Source organism: Streptomyces sp. NPDC041124, from assembly GCF_055592385.1.
Genome location: NZ_JBVIYR010000001.1, coordinates 415720 through 430317, shown reverse-complemented (window position 1 = coordinate 430317; position 14598 = coordinate 415720). Strand labels below are relative to the sequence as shown.

The following is a 14598-nucleotide window of genomic DNA, read 5'->3' as shown; positions in this document are numbered from 1 at the left end:
AGGCCCCAACCGTCCTCACCGGGGCAAGACTATGTGGCCGGATGGGGTTATTTCCGGACGGACGCGGGGGCGCCGCGCGGGTGTTGGGGTTCGGCGCGGCTCAGTGCGGCAGGGTCGCCGGGCTGCCGCCGTTCGCCTCGTAGCCGGCGACCGCGAGTGCCCGGTAGACCGCGAACTCGGCGGCGGGGTCGGCGGACAGGGTCCAGGGCAGGGCGCCCACGTGGCCGTCGATGTGTATGAGCTGGCTCATGGCCTCGGCCCAGCGCTCCGCGCGGACGAGGAAGAAGACCAGCAGGTGCCGCACGTGCGCGAGCATCGGGTCGTCGGGGCGGGCCGAGTGCACCGCGTGCAGCGCGCCGTGGATCGCCTTGCTCACGACCTCGCTCTGGTAGAAACCGGAGACCAGGGTCACCTCGGGGAGGTGCTCGAACACCGCGAAGAGCGGCATGGCGGCGAGCAGCGAACCCTGGGGCGCCCGCGCCGCCGCGGCCTCCGCGAAGGAGTACGCCTGCTGCCGCGACCCGTGCCACTTCTCGCACCAGTAGTGCAGCGCGGCCAGGTGCGCGCCCATGTGGGCCGGGGCACGGTCCAGCACCTTCAGCCAGACCTGCTCGAAGTCGGCCTGGGAGTAGCCCAGTCCGCGAGCCACCGAGAGCTCCACGATGTACGGGACCGGGTCACCGGGAGCCAGCAGTGCCGCGTCGCCGCACGCCGCCTTCGCCTCCTCCATGATGATCCGGAACTCGTCCGTGCCGGGCGCCGCCGTGCGCCAGGCCTGCTGCACCAGGAACTCGGCGTGCACCGCGGCGCCGCCCGCGTCCTTGGGCGCCTCGGACCGCCACACCCGCAGCCACTGTCCGCCCGGTGCCTCGCCCGCCCCGCCGGGACGCCGGGCCAGCTCCAGCGAGGCCGCGCCCGCGAAGGCCTGGACGCGCTGCCAGCGCAGCTCGCCGTCCGCGCCCGTGCCCGCCAGCAGCTGCTGCGCGGCGCGGTAGTCCTGGGTGCGCTGCACCAGGTCCAGCACGTCCAGCAGGTCCTGGTCGGGGCCCGGCATGCGCATGTCCAGCTCCTCCTCGCGGACGAAGCCGTAGGTGGCCGGGTCCGCCCCGTCCGGATGGCCGGCCGGGACCAGCCCCACCGCGCCCCGCCGGCGCCTGAGGAACGGCAGCACCACGAAGCCGAGCATGACGAGCGCGATCAGGACCCAGAGAATCTCCATGTCACCAGCGAACCAGACCACGCCGCCCCATGGCCAACCCGGTGCCCGCCCTGTGGAAAACTCCTCGCCCGCGCCGGGGACGGCTCCGCGTCCGTCAACCGCGCCGGGGGCGCACTACCCTCGGTGCTCATGAGCGACAGGCACATCAGTCAGCACTTCGAGACGCTCGCGATTCACGCGGGCAACACCGCCGATCCCCTGACGGGCGCGGTCGTCCCGCCGATCTATCAGGTGTCCACCTACAAGCAGGACGGCGTCGGCGGCCTGCGCGGCGGTTACGAGTACAGCCGCAGCGCCAATCCGACCAGGACCGCGCTGGAGGAGAACCTCGCCGCCCTGGAGGGCGGCCGTCGCGGCCTCGCGTTCGCGTCCGGACTGGCGGCCGAGGACTGCCTGTTGCGCACGCTGCTCAGCCCCGGTGACCACGTGGTGATCCCGAACGACGCGTACGGCGGCACCTTCCGCCTCTTCGCCAAGGTCGTCGCCCGCTGGGGCGTGGAGTGGTCGGTCGCCGACACCAGCGACCCCGCCGCCGTCCGGGCCGCGATCACGCCGAAGACCAAGGCCGTCTGGGTGGAGACCCCCTCCAACCCGCTGCTCGGCATCACCGACATCGCCGCGGTCGCCGAGGTGGCCGGGGACGCGGGCGCGCGGCTCGTCGTCGACAACACCTTCGCCACCCCGTACCTCCAGCAGCCGCTCGCGCTCGGCGCGGACGTCGTCGTGCACTCCCTGACCAAGTACATGGGCGGCCACTCGGACGTCGTCGGCGGTGCCCTGATCACCGCCGACGCGGAGCTGGGCGAGGAGCTGGCCTTCCACCAGAACGCGATGGGCGCGGTCGCCGGGCCCTTCGACTCCTGGCTGGTGCTGCGCGGCACCAAGACGCTGTCGGTGCGCATGGACCGGCACAGCGAGAACGCGACGAAGATCGCCGACATGCTCGGCCGCCACGCGCGCGTGACGAGCGTCCTGTACCCGGGGCTGCCGGACCACCCCGGTCACGAGGTCGCCGCCAAGCAGATGCGGGCCTTCGGCGGCATGGTCTCCTTCCGCGTGGAGGGCGGCGAGGAAGCGGCCGTCGAGGTCTGCAACCGGGCCAGGGTGTTCACCCTCGGGGAGTCCCTGGGCGGCGTCGAGTCGCTGATCGAGCACCCGGGGCGGATGACGCACGCGTCGGTGGCCGGTTCCGCGCTCGAGGTCCCCGCCGACCTGGTGCGGCTGTCCGTCGGCATCGAGAACGTGGACGACCTGCTCGAAGACCTCCAGCAGGCGCTGGGGCGCTAGCCGGCCCGGGTTCACCAGCCCGTCAGGGGTGGGGTCGTCTCCGAAGGCGGCTCCACCCAGGGGCGTACGGTCACCGCCCACAGCACGAACGCCACCGTCACCGCCAGCAACAGCAGCCACATCGCGCGGCGGGCGAGCTTCCTGCGCCGCAGTATCCGGGTCCCGCGCCGGACGGCCTGCGCGTGCAGGTCGGGCGGCACGGCCGGCGGTGGCTGCTCCAGCATCCGCCGCACGGTCGCCTCACGGCTGATCCGGCTCATGCGGTCCGCCCTTCCGCCGCGGGGAGCGGCCTCATGACGGCACCGCCTTCACGCCGCCCACCGGCGGGGCGGGCCGGGGAGGCGGGCGCAGTGCGTTCGCCATCGCGCGGTTGAAGACGGTCCGTACGCGCTCCACGGGCAGGCCGAGCAGTGCCGCCGTCCGGTCCCCGTCGACGCCCTCGTACAGGCGTATCACCAGCACCAGGCGCTCCTGCGGGGTGAGACCGGCGAGGGGGCCGGCGGGGTGGGAGCGGGAGCGGAGCAGTCCGCCGTTGTGGTGCCACGCGCCGCGTGCGAACCGGGCCGCCAGGTACTGGCGGGTGTGGTCGTAGGGGTCCTCGCCGTGCAGGCGGTCCCAGGAGGCGTACGTCCGGGCCAGGGCCAGGGTGAGCAGACGGCGGGCGCGGGGGTTGTCGCCGCGCGGTTCCGCCGTGAGCAGGGTGGCGGTGTGCAGGAGGCGGCCGCCGGCGCCCGCGACGTACGCCTCGAACTCGCGGGCGCGGCGGGTCTCGTCGGACGTGTGCCGTGGTTGCAACCGCGCCTCCCGTCGCCCTGGGGGTACGGGCCCCCGTCTCATATCAGGACAGGGTGTGCCCCTCGGTCAAGGGGCGCGCACGCGGGACGGCTCAGGGATTCCCCGCCCGGCCGCCCCTTCGGGTCCCGGCCCGGGGGCAGCCCCGGAGCGGGAGTCAGGCGTCCGGTCGGTCCTGTGCGGACATGCGGGAGGACAGGGCGCTGTTGAAACGGGTGAGGAGCTCGCAGAAGGCCTCGCGTTCCTCCGGGGCCCAGTCGTCCGTCAGCTCCGCCATCAACTGGCGCCGCGAGGAGCGCACTTCCTCCAGGCGCGTCTGCCCGCGCGGAGACAGCTGGAGCACGACCGCGCGCCCGTCCTCGGGGTGCGAGGTCCGCTTGACCAGGCCGGTGTCGACGAGCGGAGCCACCTGACGGGTGACCGTCGAGGAGTCGATGCCCATGCTCGCGGCGAGCGCCTTGACGCCCATCGGGCCTTCCTTGTCGAGGCGGTTGAGCAGCAGGTACGCGGCGCGGTCCATCGTGTTGCGCACCTGGCTGACCCCGCCGAGCCGCGTCTGTTCGGCGCGGCGGGCGAACAGGGCCACCTCGTGCTGCAGCGTGTCGAGAAGACCGGTGTCACCGACGGCCGTCGGGTCCGTCGTCATGTCCATCGACATTTCAGGTGTTGTGGGCATGGCCGGAGGCTCACTTCGTGAAGGGCTGCTGATTGGGGGACAGGGTACGCGGCCGGGCGGCAGGCCGTACGGGAGCTGAGCAAAGCGGGCGTCCGCGGATCGGTCACACCCGTCGCCGCCGTGCGGGGACTGCGATGCTGGAGTCATGAGTCACAGCACGGCCCCCTCCCTGCGGACCGTCACCCTCGACGACGTGCGCGGCGCCCGGAAGATGCTCACGGGCGTGGCACGGACGACCGCGATGGAGAGCAGCAGGCACCTGTCCCGGCAGGTGGGCGCCCCGGTGCACCTGAAGTGCGAGAACCTCCAGCGCACGGGCTCCTTCAAACTGCGCGGCGCGTACGTCCGGATCGCCGGGCTGCTGCCGGAGGAGCGGGCCGCCGGTGTGGTCGCGGCGAGTGCCGGAAACCACGCGCAGGGTGTCGCGCTGGCGTCGTCGCTGCTCGGGGTGCGGTCCACGGTGTTCATGCCGAAGGGCGCACCGCTGCCGAAGATCAGCGCGACCCGCGAGTACGGCGCCGAGGTGCGCCTGCACGGGCAGGTGGTGGACGAGTCGCTGGCCGCCGCGACGGAGTACGCGCGGGAGACGGGGGCGGTGTTCATCCACCCCTTCGATCACCCGGACATCATCGCGGGCCAGGGCACGGTGGGCCTGGAGATCCTGGAGCAGTGCCCTCAGGTGCGCACGATCGTCGTGGGCGTCGGCGGGGGCGGTCTTGCCGCCGGGATCGCGGTCGCGGTGAAGGCGCTGCGGCCCGATGTGCGGATCGTCGGCGTGCAGGCGGCGGGCGCCGCGGCGTATCCGCCCTCGCTGGCGGCCGGGCGTCCGGTGGCGGTGCGGAACCCGGTGACGATGGCCGACGGCATCAAGGTGGGGCGGCCCGGCGACGTGCCGTTCGAGATCATCGGTGACCTGGTGGACGAGGTGCGCACGGTCACCGAGGACGAGCTGGCGGCCGCGCTGCTGCTCTGTCTGGAGCGGGCCAAACTGGTGGTCGAACCGGCGGGGGCGAGCCCGGTCGCCGCGCTGCTGAGCCGTCCCGGGGTCTTCGAGGGGCCGGTCGTCGCGGTGCTGTCCGGCGGCAATGTGGACCCGGTGCTGATGGAGCGGGTGCTGCGGCACGGGATGGCGGCGCAGGGCCGTTACCTGGCGGTGCGGCTGCGCCTGACGGACCGGCCGGGCGCCCTGGCCACGCTGCTCGGGGCGTTGTCGGTGGTCGACGCCAACGTTCTCGACGTGGGCCACGTACGGACCGATCCGCGGCTCGGGCTCACCGAGGCGGTGGTCGAGCTGCACCTGGAGACCAAGGGGCCCGCGCACTGCGCCGAGGTCGAACACGCGCTGCGCGAGGCGGGTTACACCGTCATCGACTGACGCCGGGAGGGGGTGTCACTCCTTCGGGTAAGCCCATTGAGTAACGCGATACATCGCGTTACGGTGTGTCTCGCGCCACTGCGCGGACATCCGTGTCGCGCCGCCGTGCCGGGCGGTAAATCACCTGCACACCAGAGCGCACGAACCTAGGCTTTCCGAAGAATCCCGACGACGTGGAGACTCATATGCCAGGCGCCATCTACGCAGAAGGACTGGTGAAGACCTTCGGGAAGGTCAGGGCACTGGACGGCGTCGACCTCGAGGTCCCCGAGGGAACCGTCCTCGGCCTGCTCGGGCCCAACGGCGCGGGCAAGACCACCGCCGTCCGCTGCCTCACCACCCTGCTGCGGCCCGACAGCGGCAGGGCCGTCGTCGCCGGCCTCGACGTGCTCAAGCAGCCCGACGCCGTGCGCCGTTCCATCGGCCTGTCCGGCCAGTTCGCCGCCGTCGACGAGTATCTGACCGGCCGCGAGAACCTGCAGATGGTCGGACAGCTCTACCAGATGCGGGCGAAGGCGGCGAAGGCCCGCGCGGACGAACTGCTGGAGCAGTTCAACCTCGCCGACGCCGCCGACCGCACCGCCAAGACCTACTCCGGGGGCATGCGCCGCAGGCTCGACCTCGCGGCGGCCCTCGTCGTGTCACCGCCGGTGATGTTCATGGACGAGCCGACCACCGGCCTCGACCCGCGCAACCGCCAGCAGTTGTGGGAGGTGATCAAAGAGCTCGTCTCCGGTGGCACGACGCTGCTGCTCACCACCCAGTACTTGGAGGAGGCCGACCACCTCGCGCACGACATCGCGGTCGTCGACCACGGCCGGGTCATCGCCCAGGGCACCTCCGACCAGCTCAAGGCCCGTACCGGCGGCGAGCGCGTCGAGGTGGTGGTGCACGAGCGCGAGCACATCGCCGCGGCCTCCGCCCTCCTCGACAAGTACAGCCTGCGCGGTCCCGGCAAGGGCGACACCGCCGTCGAGGACCACATGCGCAAGATCACCACCCCGGTCTCCGGAGGGGCGAAGCTCCTCGCCGAGATCATCCGCGAGCTCGATGCCGACGGCATCGAGCTCGACGACATCGGCCTGCGCCGCCCCACCCTCGACGACGTCTTCCTCTCCCTCACCGGACATGTCGCGGAGGCCGGACGCGAGGCCGAGGGCGACCACGGCGTGCAGACCCCCGAGGCACAGGGCAGGGGCCGCCGCCCCGGCAAGGAGGCCGTGAAATGAGTGCCGTCACCGGCGCCGTGCGGGTCACGTCGCCCGGCAACCGCATCGGCCAGTCGGTCCGGGACTCCCTGGTCGTGGCCAAACGCAACCTGATCCGCATGGTCCGGATCCCCGAAGTGGTCATCTTCGGACTGATCCAGCCGATCATGTTCGTGGTGCTGTTCTCGTATGTGTTCGGCGGCTCCATGAACATCGGCGGGAGCACCAGCCCGCAGGTCTACCGCGAGTTCCTGATGGCCGGCATCTTCGCCCAGACCGTCACCTTCGCCACCGCCGGAGCCGGGGCGGGCATCGCCGAGGACATGCACAAGGGCCTCGTCGACCGCTTCCGCTCGCTGCCCATGGCACGCGGCGCGGTGCTCACCGGCCGCACCCTCGCCGACCTGGTGCAGACGGCGCTCACCCTGATGGTGCTCGCCGTGGTCGCCCTCCTGGTCGGCTGGCGCACCCACACCAGCGCCGGCGAGGTGCTCGGCGCGTTCGGGCTGCTGCTCCTGACCGGGTACGCGTTCACCTGGATCGGCGCGGTCATCGGCCTGTCCGTGCGCACGCCGGAGGCGGCCACCTCCGGCGGACTGGTCTGGCTCTTCCCGGTCACCTTCGTGTCGAACGCGTTCGTGGACTCCAGCAACATGACCCCCTGGCTGCGCCACATCGCCGACTGGAACCCGTTCAGCGCGACGGTCCAGGCATGCCGCGAGCTCTTCGGCAACCCGGGGGTCTCCACCTCCAGCGCCTGGCCCATGCAGCACGCGGTGTGGGCCTCGCTGATCTACTCCGTCCTGATCATCGTGGTGTTCCGCACCCTCGCCGTGCGCAAGTACCGCTCGGCCTCCGTATGACGAAGCCCCCGGCACCCTCTGAGGGTGCCGGGGGCCCGTAGGGGACCGGTGGGGCGGGTCAGCCGTTGTACGGCTCGGCCTTGAGGATCTTCACCGAGGCCGACTTGCCGTTCGGCAGCTCGTACTCGGCGTCCTCGCCGACCTTGTGTCCCATCACGCCGGAGCCGAGCGGGGACTGCGGCGAGTACGTCTCGATGTCGGAGCTCGCGTACTCGCGCGAGGCGAGCAGGAACGTCAGCGTGTCGTCCTCGTCGCCGTCGAAGGCGATCGTGACGACCATGCCGGGGGCGACGGCACCGTCGGCCGCCGGGGCCTCGCCGACCTTGGCGTTCTCGAGGAGCTGGGTGAGCTGGCGCACTCGGAGCTCCTGCTTGCCCTGCTCCTCCTTGGCCGCGTGGTACCCGCCGTTCTCCCGCAGGTCGCCCTCCTCGCGCGCAGCGGCGATCTTGGCGGCGATCTCCGTGCGCGCGGGACCAGTAAGGTATGCAAGCTCTTCCTTGAGCTTGTTGTACGCCTCCTGGGTCAGCCAGGTGACGTTCTCGCTGGTCTGGGTCACTGGTGCTCCTCGTAGGACTGGGAAATACAAATCAACGCCCTATCCAGAAGGATGGTCCTCCAGGGATGGGCGAAACCACGAGCCTAACAATTCAGGGCCCAAAGAGGGAGGACATAAGCCTCCAGACTCAGGACAGCGCAGGTCAGCGGCCGGGTATTCCCCGCCGCATCACTCCGCGTGGCAGCCGACCAGCTCGGCGCTGGTGGCGCGGGACGTCGTGCGCAGCGTGACGACCTCGTCGACGCGCGTGGCGTCCTCGTCGAAGCGGAAGTCGGCGCGGCCCACCTCGGCGCCGTCCTCCGCCTGGGAGCGCACCGTGCAGTAGCCGGCCACCCCCGCGTCCTTGTGGACCTCCAGGTGCACCCGGACCGACGCGTCGGAGATCTCGAAGCCGATCAGCTCACCGCTGATCTCGTTCTGGGCCACGTAGTGGTAGCCGAACCAGCCGATCAGTCCGAGCAGCAGCGCCCCCAGCACGGCGCCGACGACCCTGAGGGTGCGGTCGGCACGCTCGTCCGAGGAGCGGCCGTAGCGGCCCTCGGGCAGCCCCGTGCTCGACGTACTCATGATCGTCTCCTCGGCAGGAAGGGGCCGGTGCCCCCGTCTCGGTCCCGGATCGGAACCCCGGAATTATTCGTCCCCCGATTCGGTCACTATAGAAGCCTGCGACTGCGCCGCCGCACACAGGGCGCCCAACGACTTGAGGATTGAGTCTTGACTGACCAGCTGCGACTGATGGCCGTGCACGCCCACCCCGACGACGAGTCGAGCAAGGGCGCGGCCACCATGGCGAAGTACGTGTCCGAGGGGGTGGACGTGCTGGTCGTGACCTGCACGGGCGGGGAGCGCGGCTCCATCCTCAACCCGAAACTGCAGGGCGACGCGTACATCGAGGAGAACATCCACGAGGTGCGCAGGAAGGAGATGGACGAGGCCCGCGAGATCCTCGGCGTGAAGCAGGAGTGGCTCGGCTTCGTCGACTCCGGGCTGCCCGAGGGCGACCCGCTGCCCCCGCTGCCGGAGGGCTGCTTCGCCCTGGAGGACGTCGACAAGGCGGCCGGCGAGCTGGTGCGCCGGATCCGCGCCTTCCGCCCCCAGGTGATCACCACCTACGACGAGAACGGCGGCTACCCGCACCCCGACCACATCATGACCCACAAGATCACGATGGTGGCCTTCGAGGGCGCGGCGGACACCGCGAAGTACCCGGAGGGCGAGTTCGGCCCGGCGTACCAGCCGCTCAAGGTGTACTACAACCAGGGCTTCAACCGTCCCCGCACCGAGGCGCTGCACCAGGCGATGCTGGACCGGGGCCTGGAGTCGCCGTACGGGGACTGGCTCAAGCGCTGGAGCGAGTTCGAGCGCAAGGAGCGCACGCTGACCACCCACGTGCCGTGCGGCGACTTCTTCGAGATCCGTGACCGGGCGCTGATCGCGCACGCCACGCAGATCGATCCGGACGGGGGGTGGTTCCGGGTGCCGATGGAGCTCCAGAAGGCGGTCTGGCCGACGGAGGAGTACGAGCTCGCGAAGTCGCTCGTCGATACATCCCTCCCCGAGGACGACCTCTTCGCGGGCATCCGGGACAATGCCTGACATGAGCGCAAGCGCAAGCCTGGCAATGACCCACCTGGTGCCTCTCGCCAAGGAACTCGACGAGGACAAGGTGACCCCCGGCGTCCTGGGGTTCATCGTGTTCGCGGTGATGGCTCTGGCGGTGTGGGTCCTGATGAAGTCCATGAACCGGCACATGGGGCGGGTGAACTTCGCGGAGTCCGAGGAGGCGGAGGGCTCCGCCGCCGCCGGCAAGGGCGCGGAGAAGCGGGGCTGACCGCCGGTCGCCGACCGCACGGCGGTATGAGGTGGGGCACCCGGTGCCGGTGCGGGCCGGCACCGGGGCTCACGCCCTCTCGCTGACCGGTACTCCCATCACCTCGCGGGCGTTCCGGCTGGGGACGAGGCCGAGGTTCCAGGCCTGCCAGCCCGCTTCCAGGGTGACCCCCCGTTCCAGCAGGAGCAGGTAGGCCTCCGCGCAGTCGGTCAGTTTCGGATCGCGGGTGGCGTGGGGGGCGCGGGCCAGCTGGGAGAGCTCCTCCTGGGCCACCGCCGTGCCGACCTCCGTGCCGCCGGGCGCCGCGTACGGCAGCAGCGTGCAGCGCAGGAAGCGGGCCCAGTCCTCGCCGCGCCGGTCGCCGTACGACGCGAACAGCGTCACCGCCTCGTCGCACAGCGCCAGCGCCTGCTGCGTGCGCGCGTTGCCCGCGTCGACGACCGCCAGCTCCAGGCAGGTCCACGCCTCGCCGTGCGCCACCCCGATGCGCTGGAAGTCGGCGCGCGCGTCCACCAGCAGCTGGCGGGCGAAACCGGAGTTGCGCAGCGACCCGGTCCGGGCCGCCCGCTGGTCCCGGGTGACCCGCGCCGAGTGGTGCCGGGCGCAGGCCAGTCCGTAGACGTCCCGCATGCGGGAGAACATCGTGCGGGCACGTTCCAGCTCGCGCACCGCGCGGTCCAGGTCGCCGGTCTCCTCCAGCGCCTGGCCCAGGTAGTACAGCGTCCACGCCTCGCCCCGCGCGTCCTCGTTGTCGCGGTGCCGGGCGGCGGCCCGCCGCAGGTCCTCCACCGCCGGTGAGGCGTCGCCGTCGACCAGCCGGGTCCGCGCCAGCTCGGTCAGCGCCCACGCCTCCCCACGGGCGTCGCGGGTCCGGCCGTACAGTTCCAGGGCCGTGCGCAGCTCGGTCTCGGCGCGCGGCACGTCACCCATGCGCAGGTTCAGCTGCCCGAGCTGGAAGTGCGCCCACGCCTGCCCGTGCACGGACTCGCCCGCGCGGTGCAGCACCAGCGACTCGATGAGCAGCTCCAGGGCCTCGGACAGCCGGGCCCGGTCCCGTTCCACCGCCGCGAGCGCGTGCATCGTCCAGGCGCGGTCGGTGGCCAGCTCGGGGGCGGCCTGGAGGTCCATCGCCTCCCGCAGCCGCGCCGACGCCTCGCTCAGGTTGCCCTGGTGGTGCAGCGTGATGCCGAGCGAGGTCAGGGCCCGTGCCGCCCCCGCGCTGTGCTGCGCCTCCCGGTACAGGTCCACCACCGACGTCAGGGTCGTGCGCGCCTTGTCCAGTTCACCCAGCTGACGTGCCGCGATGCCCGTGCGCCACTGCACCGAGCGCATCAGCAGCCCCTCGTCCACGGTCTGCGCCAGCTCGTTGATCTCCCCGAGCCGGTAGAGGTCGCCGCGCAGCAGGCAGTAGTCGCACAGCGCGCCCAGCAGGTTCAGCACCGCCCGCCGGTCCACGCCCTCCGCGTGCCGCAGCGCCGCCGTGATGAAGCTCGACTCGTCGTCCAGCCAGCGCAGCGCCTCGTCCAGCGAGGTGAAACCGTAGGGGCTGAAGCGGTCCGAGCGGGTCGACATGTTCCCGTCGACGAGCCGCAGCACCGAATCGGCCAGCTCGGCGTAGTTGACGATCAGCCGCTCCTGCGCCGCCGCGCGCTCGTCGGGGTCCTCCTCGTCGTGGAGCCGGGCCAGCGCGAAGGCGCGGACGAGGTCGTGCAGCCGGTAGCGGCTGTGCCGTACGCGGTCGATCAGCCCGGCGCGGTGCAGCGCGGTCAGGTGCCGGGTCGCCTCCGCCTCGTCGGTGGCGAGGAGCGCCGCCGCGGCCGCCGCGCCCAGCGAGGCCCGCCCGGCCAGCGCGAGGCGCCGCAGCAGCCGCCGTACGGTCTCCGGCTGGTCGGTGTAGCGCAGCCACAGCGCCCGCTCGACGGGGTCGACGGGCCCGTACGCCCCCAGGTCGGTGGCGAGGGCGAGCGGTGAACGCGGGCCGAGCGCGGCGCCGGCGGCCCGCAGCGCCAGCGGCAGGCCCCCGCACAGCTCCCGCACCCGCTCGGTGGACTCTGCGTCGTAGGGGCCCGAGGAGTCCTGTGCGGCGGCGGACAGGAGTTCCTCCGCGCCCGCCGCGTCCAGCGGTTCCACCGGCAGCTGGTGCACCCGGGCCGGCAGGTCGTCCGGCAGTCCGAGGGGTGCGCGCGCGGTGACCAGGACCAGGCTGTCGGACCGTTCCGGGATCAGGGTGCGCACCTGCTGCGGATCGGAGGCGTCGTCCAGCACGATGGTGACCGGCGTCCCGGTCAGGTGCTGGTGGTACAGCTCGCTCAGCCGCCTGACCTGCTGGTCCGGGGAGGACCTCTCGCGGAACAGCAGCTGCTCGCGCGGCGCCCCCAGCCGGTTCAGCAGGTGCAGCAGCGCGTCCCGGGTGGACAGCGGGGGCTCGCCGGGGCTGTCGCCGCGCAGGTCGACGACGCAGGCCCCGCGGAAGTGGTCCTTCAGCTCATGGGTGGCGCGCACGGCGAGCGTCGTCCGGCCGCTGCCGGACGCCCCGTGCAGCACCACCACCGTCGGCCGGGTCTCCGTGCTCGCGCGGGCCGCCTGCACCCACTGCCGGATCCGCGCCATCTCCTGCCGCCGCCCCGCGAACGGGCCGAGCGGCTCGGGGAGTTGCCCGAACGACTGCCCCAGCACGCTGCGTCCGCGGGCCGCCGCGCTCTTGTCCGCGCCGCGCAGCCGCGGGCCCGCCTTCTTCGACCCCGTGGACCCGGCCAGCACCCGCTGCTGGTCGAGGAACGGCCGGATGCCGCGCACCTCGAGCGCCGTCAGCCACTGCAGCCGCAGCTGCTCCGGCCCGCCCGGCTGGCCGGCCGCGCCGGCCCGGTGGTGGGCGGCGGGCACATGGGTGCCGGCCACCTTCACCACGGTCGCGGCCGCGCCGACGACCCCGACGGCCACGCCCGCGCCCAGCGCCGTCCCGGTGCCGGTGCCGAGCGCCATGTCGGCGACCACGGCCGCGACGCCCGCCACACCGGCCACCAGCAGCGGTGTTCCGGCGCCCTCGCGGGCGTAGCGCTGCCGGAAGGTGAGCTGTCCGGCCTCGGCCTCGTCCAGGGCGCGCGTGTAGGCCGCGTACTCCTCGGCCGCCGCCTGCGCCATCGTGTCCAGCGCCCCCCGCGCCCGCGCCAGCAGTACCTTTCCGTCCGTGCGCCCGCCCGAGCGGCGCACCTCCTCCTCCACGGCTCGCGTCAACAGCCGTTCGGCTTCCGCCCGATGACTGTCCCGCATGTGATGTCCCCCTCCGGCGGCGTCGGCCGGTACCGGCCGCGTTCCCTGGTCACAAGTGTGTCGTGCGGGGGCCGCCGTGGGGAGAGGGCCTGATCTCCCGGCTGTGTGCTGCCGGGCTGCGGGGCGGGTACTGCGGCAGGATGGACACCATGCCGAACCGACTGGCCCACGAGACGTCCCCGTACCTGCTGCAGCACGCCGACAACCCGGTCGACTGGTGGCCGTGGTCCCCGGAGGCGTTCGAGGAGGCGCGGCGGCGTCAGGTGCCGGTGCTGCTGAGCGTCGGCTATTCGAGCTGCCACTGGTGCCAGTGCATGTGAACAACCGGGTAGTTCTGAGCTGGGGCGTTTCCAAGGAGTGGCCGGTATGGACACGTTCGGTGATCGGCTGGATGGAGACATGGGCGCTGGGTCGAAGATCAGTTAGCGGCCTCTCCCAAGTGGACGCCCGAGCAGTACGTCAGCATCCGCCAGCACCTGGAGGGGACGGCAAGGTCGTCGCCAGTGATCACCACGACGTAGTGATCCGCTGACGACGCCACGCCATCAGGGTGACGGGCATGAAGCGGGGGTGGCTCCCCACGCGGCTCGTCCCCGGCGAGAACGCACAGGTCGGCACCTGGTTGAAGCTGTCCAGCTTCCCTCCGGACCGCCTACGACGGGTCCGGGCCGAGCTGGGGGCCGATGCCCAGAGGTCCCCGGTTGCGGACATGTCTCAGCCCACAGGGCGTCGGAGGCGCCGAGGGCGGGGCGATTCCTCGTTGCTCACAGGGCCCCGAGGTCGACCGTGACAGGGAATGGCGCGGTGGCCTTCACGGTGCCGGTGAACACCTTGCCGTCCCGGTAGGCCCTGGTGGCTGGGTCGAGGACGTAGGTGTAGATGATCGGAACGCCAGTGGCGGCCTGCTCGATGCGCCAGTAGAAGGGGATGCCGGCCTTGGCGTACTGGTCCACCTTCACGATCCGGTCTGTGGTTTCTGACCCTGGGGACACGACCTCGACGACCAGGAGCACGTGCTCGGGGCGGGTGGGCGTGAGGTCGATGGTCTCCGCCCGGTAGACGGTGACGTCCGGACGGCGGTTGGTGAGCGGCACGTCCTGCAGGCGGACGTCGAAGTCCGTGTCGGCGTTCCAGTCCGGGCCCGCGGCGGCGTCCAGGGCATTGGCCAAGAGCCGAGCCAACCGGTTGTGCCGCTTGGAGGCGCTCGGGCTCACGACGACCATCCCGTCCACGATCTCGATGCCGGCGCACTGCTCCTCGGTCCAGGAGTCGTACTGCTCCGCGCTGATCTGCGTATGCATCCACGCGGGCGCCACCATCTCGGCGGTCATGGTGTACCTCCTTCGAGAGGCCTCGGCAGGTCCGGCGCTGCTGCGCCAAGCCTACTGTTCCGAGGTGCCGGGCTGCCCGACTCGGAAAGGGAGGGAGTCGCCGATCACGTCATGGCGCGTAAGTGCATTCGGCCAAGTGAGGCGGGCTCGTAGCTGTTTCACCGGTCGCGGCAGACGCTGTGAGAGGCTG

General features: G+C 72.0%; 14 protein-coding genes and 1 pseudogene. 7 read left to right on the top strand and 8 right to left on the bottom strand.

The features are described 5' to 3' along the window. Window positions 1-100: 100 nt before the first annotated feature. Entirely contained in the window at window positions 101-1219 is a 1119-nt protein-coding gene (locus tag ACZ6A9_RS02045; RefSeq protein ID WP_468976551.1) for a hypothetical protein, read from the bottom strand. A gap of 129 nt (window positions 1220-1348) precedes the next feature. Between ACZ6A9_RS02045 and ACZ6A9_RS02040 the strand changes: the two genes are divergently transcribed. Then, window positions 1349-2506: a cystathionine gamma-synthase gene (locus ACZ6A9_RS02040; protein WP_468976549.1), complete on the top strand. Its 1158-nt coding sequence runs from the start codon at window positions 1349-1351 to the stop codon at window positions 2504-2506. 11 nt (window positions 2507-2517) lie between these two features. Here the strand turns inward: ACZ6A9_RS02040 and ACZ6A9_RS02035 are convergent, their stop codons facing one another. The 3 genes from ACZ6A9_RS02035 to ACZ6A9_RS02025 form a co-directional block, all read right to left on the bottom strand. Continuing rightward, window positions 2518-2766: a hypothetical protein gene (locus ACZ6A9_RS02035; protein ID WP_468976544.1), complete on the bottom strand. Its 249-nt coding sequence runs from the start codon at window positions 2764-2766 to the stop codon at window positions 2518-2520. Between the two features lie 31 nt (window positions 2767-2797). Next, complete coding sequence (locus ACZ6A9_RS02030) at window positions 2798-3301, bottom strand: sigma factor-like helix-turn-helix DNA-binding protein (RefSeq protein WP_468976541.1); 504 nt, start codon at window positions 3299-3301, stop codon at window positions 2798-2800. 154 nt (window positions 3302-3455) lie between these two features. Beyond that, window positions 3456-3956: a MarR family winged helix-turn-helix transcriptional regulator gene (locus ACZ6A9_RS02025; protein WP_468977928.1), complete on the bottom strand. Its 501-nt coding sequence runs from the start codon at window positions 3954-3956 to the stop codon at window positions 3456-3458. 163 nt (window positions 3957-4119) lie between these two features. On the opposite strand from ACZ6A9_RS02025, the gene ilvA reads away from it, so the two are divergent. From ilvA to ACZ6A9_RS02010, 3 genes are all read left to right on the top strand, one after another. Beyond that, window positions 4120-5349: a threonine ammonia-lyase gene (gene ilvA / locus ACZ6A9_RS02020; RefSeq protein ID WP_468976537.1), complete on the top strand. Its 1230-nt coding sequence runs from the start codon at window positions 4120-4122 to the stop codon at window positions 5347-5349. A gap of 185 nt (window positions 5350-5534) precedes the next feature. Continuing rightward, window positions 5535-6578 (top strand): ATP-binding cassette domain-containing protein, encoded by a 1044-nt coding sequence (locus ACZ6A9_RS02015; RefSeq protein ID WP_468976535.1) that lies wholly within the window; start codon window positions 5535-5537, stop codon window positions 6576-6578. After that, window positions 6575-7420: an ABC transporter permease gene (locus ACZ6A9_RS02010; RefSeq protein ID WP_468976531.1), complete on the top strand. Its 846-nt coding sequence runs from the start codon at window positions 6575-6577 to the stop codon at window positions 7418-7420. The genes ACZ6A9_RS02015 and ACZ6A9_RS02010 overlap by 4 nt, the downstream gene beginning before the upstream one ends. A 58-nt stretch (window positions 7421-7478) precedes the next feature. Here ACZ6A9_RS02010 and greA read toward each other — a convergent pair whose 3' ends face one another. Together greA and ACZ6A9_RS02000 are read right to left on the bottom strand one after the other, a co-directional pair. Continuing rightward, window positions 7479-7976, bottom strand: a complete 498-nt coding sequence (gene greA / locus ACZ6A9_RS02005; protein ID WP_468976529.1) for a transcription elongation factor GreA — start codon at window positions 7974-7976, stop codon at window positions 7479-7481. 168 nt (window positions 7977-8144) lie between these two features. Beyond that, window positions 8145-8543 carry a DUF4307 domain-containing protein gene (locus ACZ6A9_RS02000; protein ID WP_468976526.1) on the bottom strand — a complete coding sequence of 133 codons (399 nt, stop codon included), beginning with the start codon at window positions 8541-8543 and terminating at the stop codon, window positions 8145-8147. 147 nt (window positions 8544-8690) lie between these two features. Here ACZ6A9_RS02000 and mca point away from each other — a divergent pair, with 147 nt between their 5' ends. Then, complete coding sequence (mca, locus tag ACZ6A9_RS01995; protein WP_468976523.1) at window positions 8691-9572, top strand: mycothiol conjugate amidase Mca; 882 nt, start codon at window positions 8691-8693, stop codon at window positions 9570-9572. Further along, the gene (locus tag ACZ6A9_RS01990) at window positions 9565-9807 is read left to right on the top strand and encodes a hypothetical protein (protein WP_468976520.1); all 243 of its coding nucleotides are present in this window, start codon (window positions 9565-9567) and stop codon (window positions 9805-9807) included. The genes mca and ACZ6A9_RS01990 overlap by 8 nt, the downstream gene beginning before the upstream one ends. A gap of 69 nt (window positions 9808-9876) precedes the next feature. Here the strand turns inward: ACZ6A9_RS01990 and ACZ6A9_RS01985 are convergent, their stop codons facing one another. Then, window positions 9877-13077 (bottom strand): tetratricopeptide repeat protein, encoded by a 3201-nt coding sequence (locus ACZ6A9_RS01985; RefSeq protein WP_468976517.1) that lies wholly within the window; start codon window positions 13075-13077, stop codon window positions 9877-9879. 149 nt (window positions 13078-13226) lie between these two features. Between ACZ6A9_RS01985 and ACZ6A9_RS01980 the strand changes: the two are divergent. Then, window positions 13227-13394: pseudogene (locus ACZ6A9_RS01980) on the top strand (DUF255 domain-containing protein); the annotation flags it as partial. Window positions 13395-13841: 447 nt separating this feature from the next. Here ACZ6A9_RS01980 and ACZ6A9_RS01975 read toward each other — a convergent pair. After that, entirely contained in the window at window positions 13842-14408 is a 567-nt protein-coding gene (locus ACZ6A9_RS01975) for a Uma2 family endonuclease (RefSeq protein ID WP_468976511.1), read from the bottom strand. Window positions 14409-14598 lie beyond the last annotated feature (190 nt).

What these genes read in the sequence shown, in the direction of transcription:
- ACZ6A9_RS02045 (WP_468976551.1), bottom strand. Translation starts at nt 1,219, where the DNA reads ATGGAGATTCTCTGGGTCCTGATCGCGCTCGTCATGCTCGGCTTCGTG.
- ACZ6A9_RS02040 (WP_468976549.1), top strand. Translation starts at nt 1,349, where the DNA reads ATGAGCGACAGGCACATCAGTCAGCACTTCGAGACGCTCGCGATTCAC.
- ACZ6A9_RS02035 (WP_468976544.1), bottom strand. Translation starts at nt 2,766, where the DNA reads ATGAGCCGGATCAGCCGTGAGGCGACCGTGCGGCGGATGCTGGAGCAG.
- ACZ6A9_RS02025 (WP_468977928.1), bottom strand. Translation starts at nt 3,956, where the DNA reads ATGTCGATGGACATGACGACGGACCCGACGGCCGTCGGTGACACCGGT.
- ilvA (WP_468976537.1), top strand. Translation starts at nt 4,120, where the DNA reads ATGAGTCACAGCACGGCCCCCTCCCTGCGGACCGTCACCCTCGACGAC.
- ACZ6A9_RS02015 (WP_468976535.1), top strand. Translation starts at nt 5,535, where the DNA reads ATGCCAGGCGCCATCTACGCAGAAGGACTGGTGAAGACCTTCGGGAAG.
- ACZ6A9_RS02010 (WP_468976531.1), top strand. Translation starts at nt 6,575, where the DNA reads ATGAGTGCCGTCACCGGCGCCGTGCGGGTCACGTCGCCCGGCAACCGC.
- ACZ6A9_RS02000 (WP_468976526.1), bottom strand. Translation starts at nt 8,543, where the DNA reads ATGAGTACGTCGAGCACGGGGCTGCCCGAGGGCCGCTACGGCCGCTCC.
- ACZ6A9_RS01990 (WP_468976520.1), top strand. Translation starts at nt 9,565, where the DNA reads ATGCCTGACATGAGCGCAAGCGCAAGCCTGGCAATGACCCACCTGGTG.
- ACZ6A9_RS01985 (WP_468976517.1), bottom strand. Translation starts at nt 13,077, where the DNA reads ATGCGGGACAGTCATCGGGCGGAAGCCGAACGGCTGTTGACGCGAGCC.
- ACZ6A9_RS01975 (WP_468976511.1), bottom strand. Translation starts at nt 14,408, where the DNA reads ATGACCGCCGAGATGGTGGCGCCCGCGTGGATGCATACGCAGATCAGC.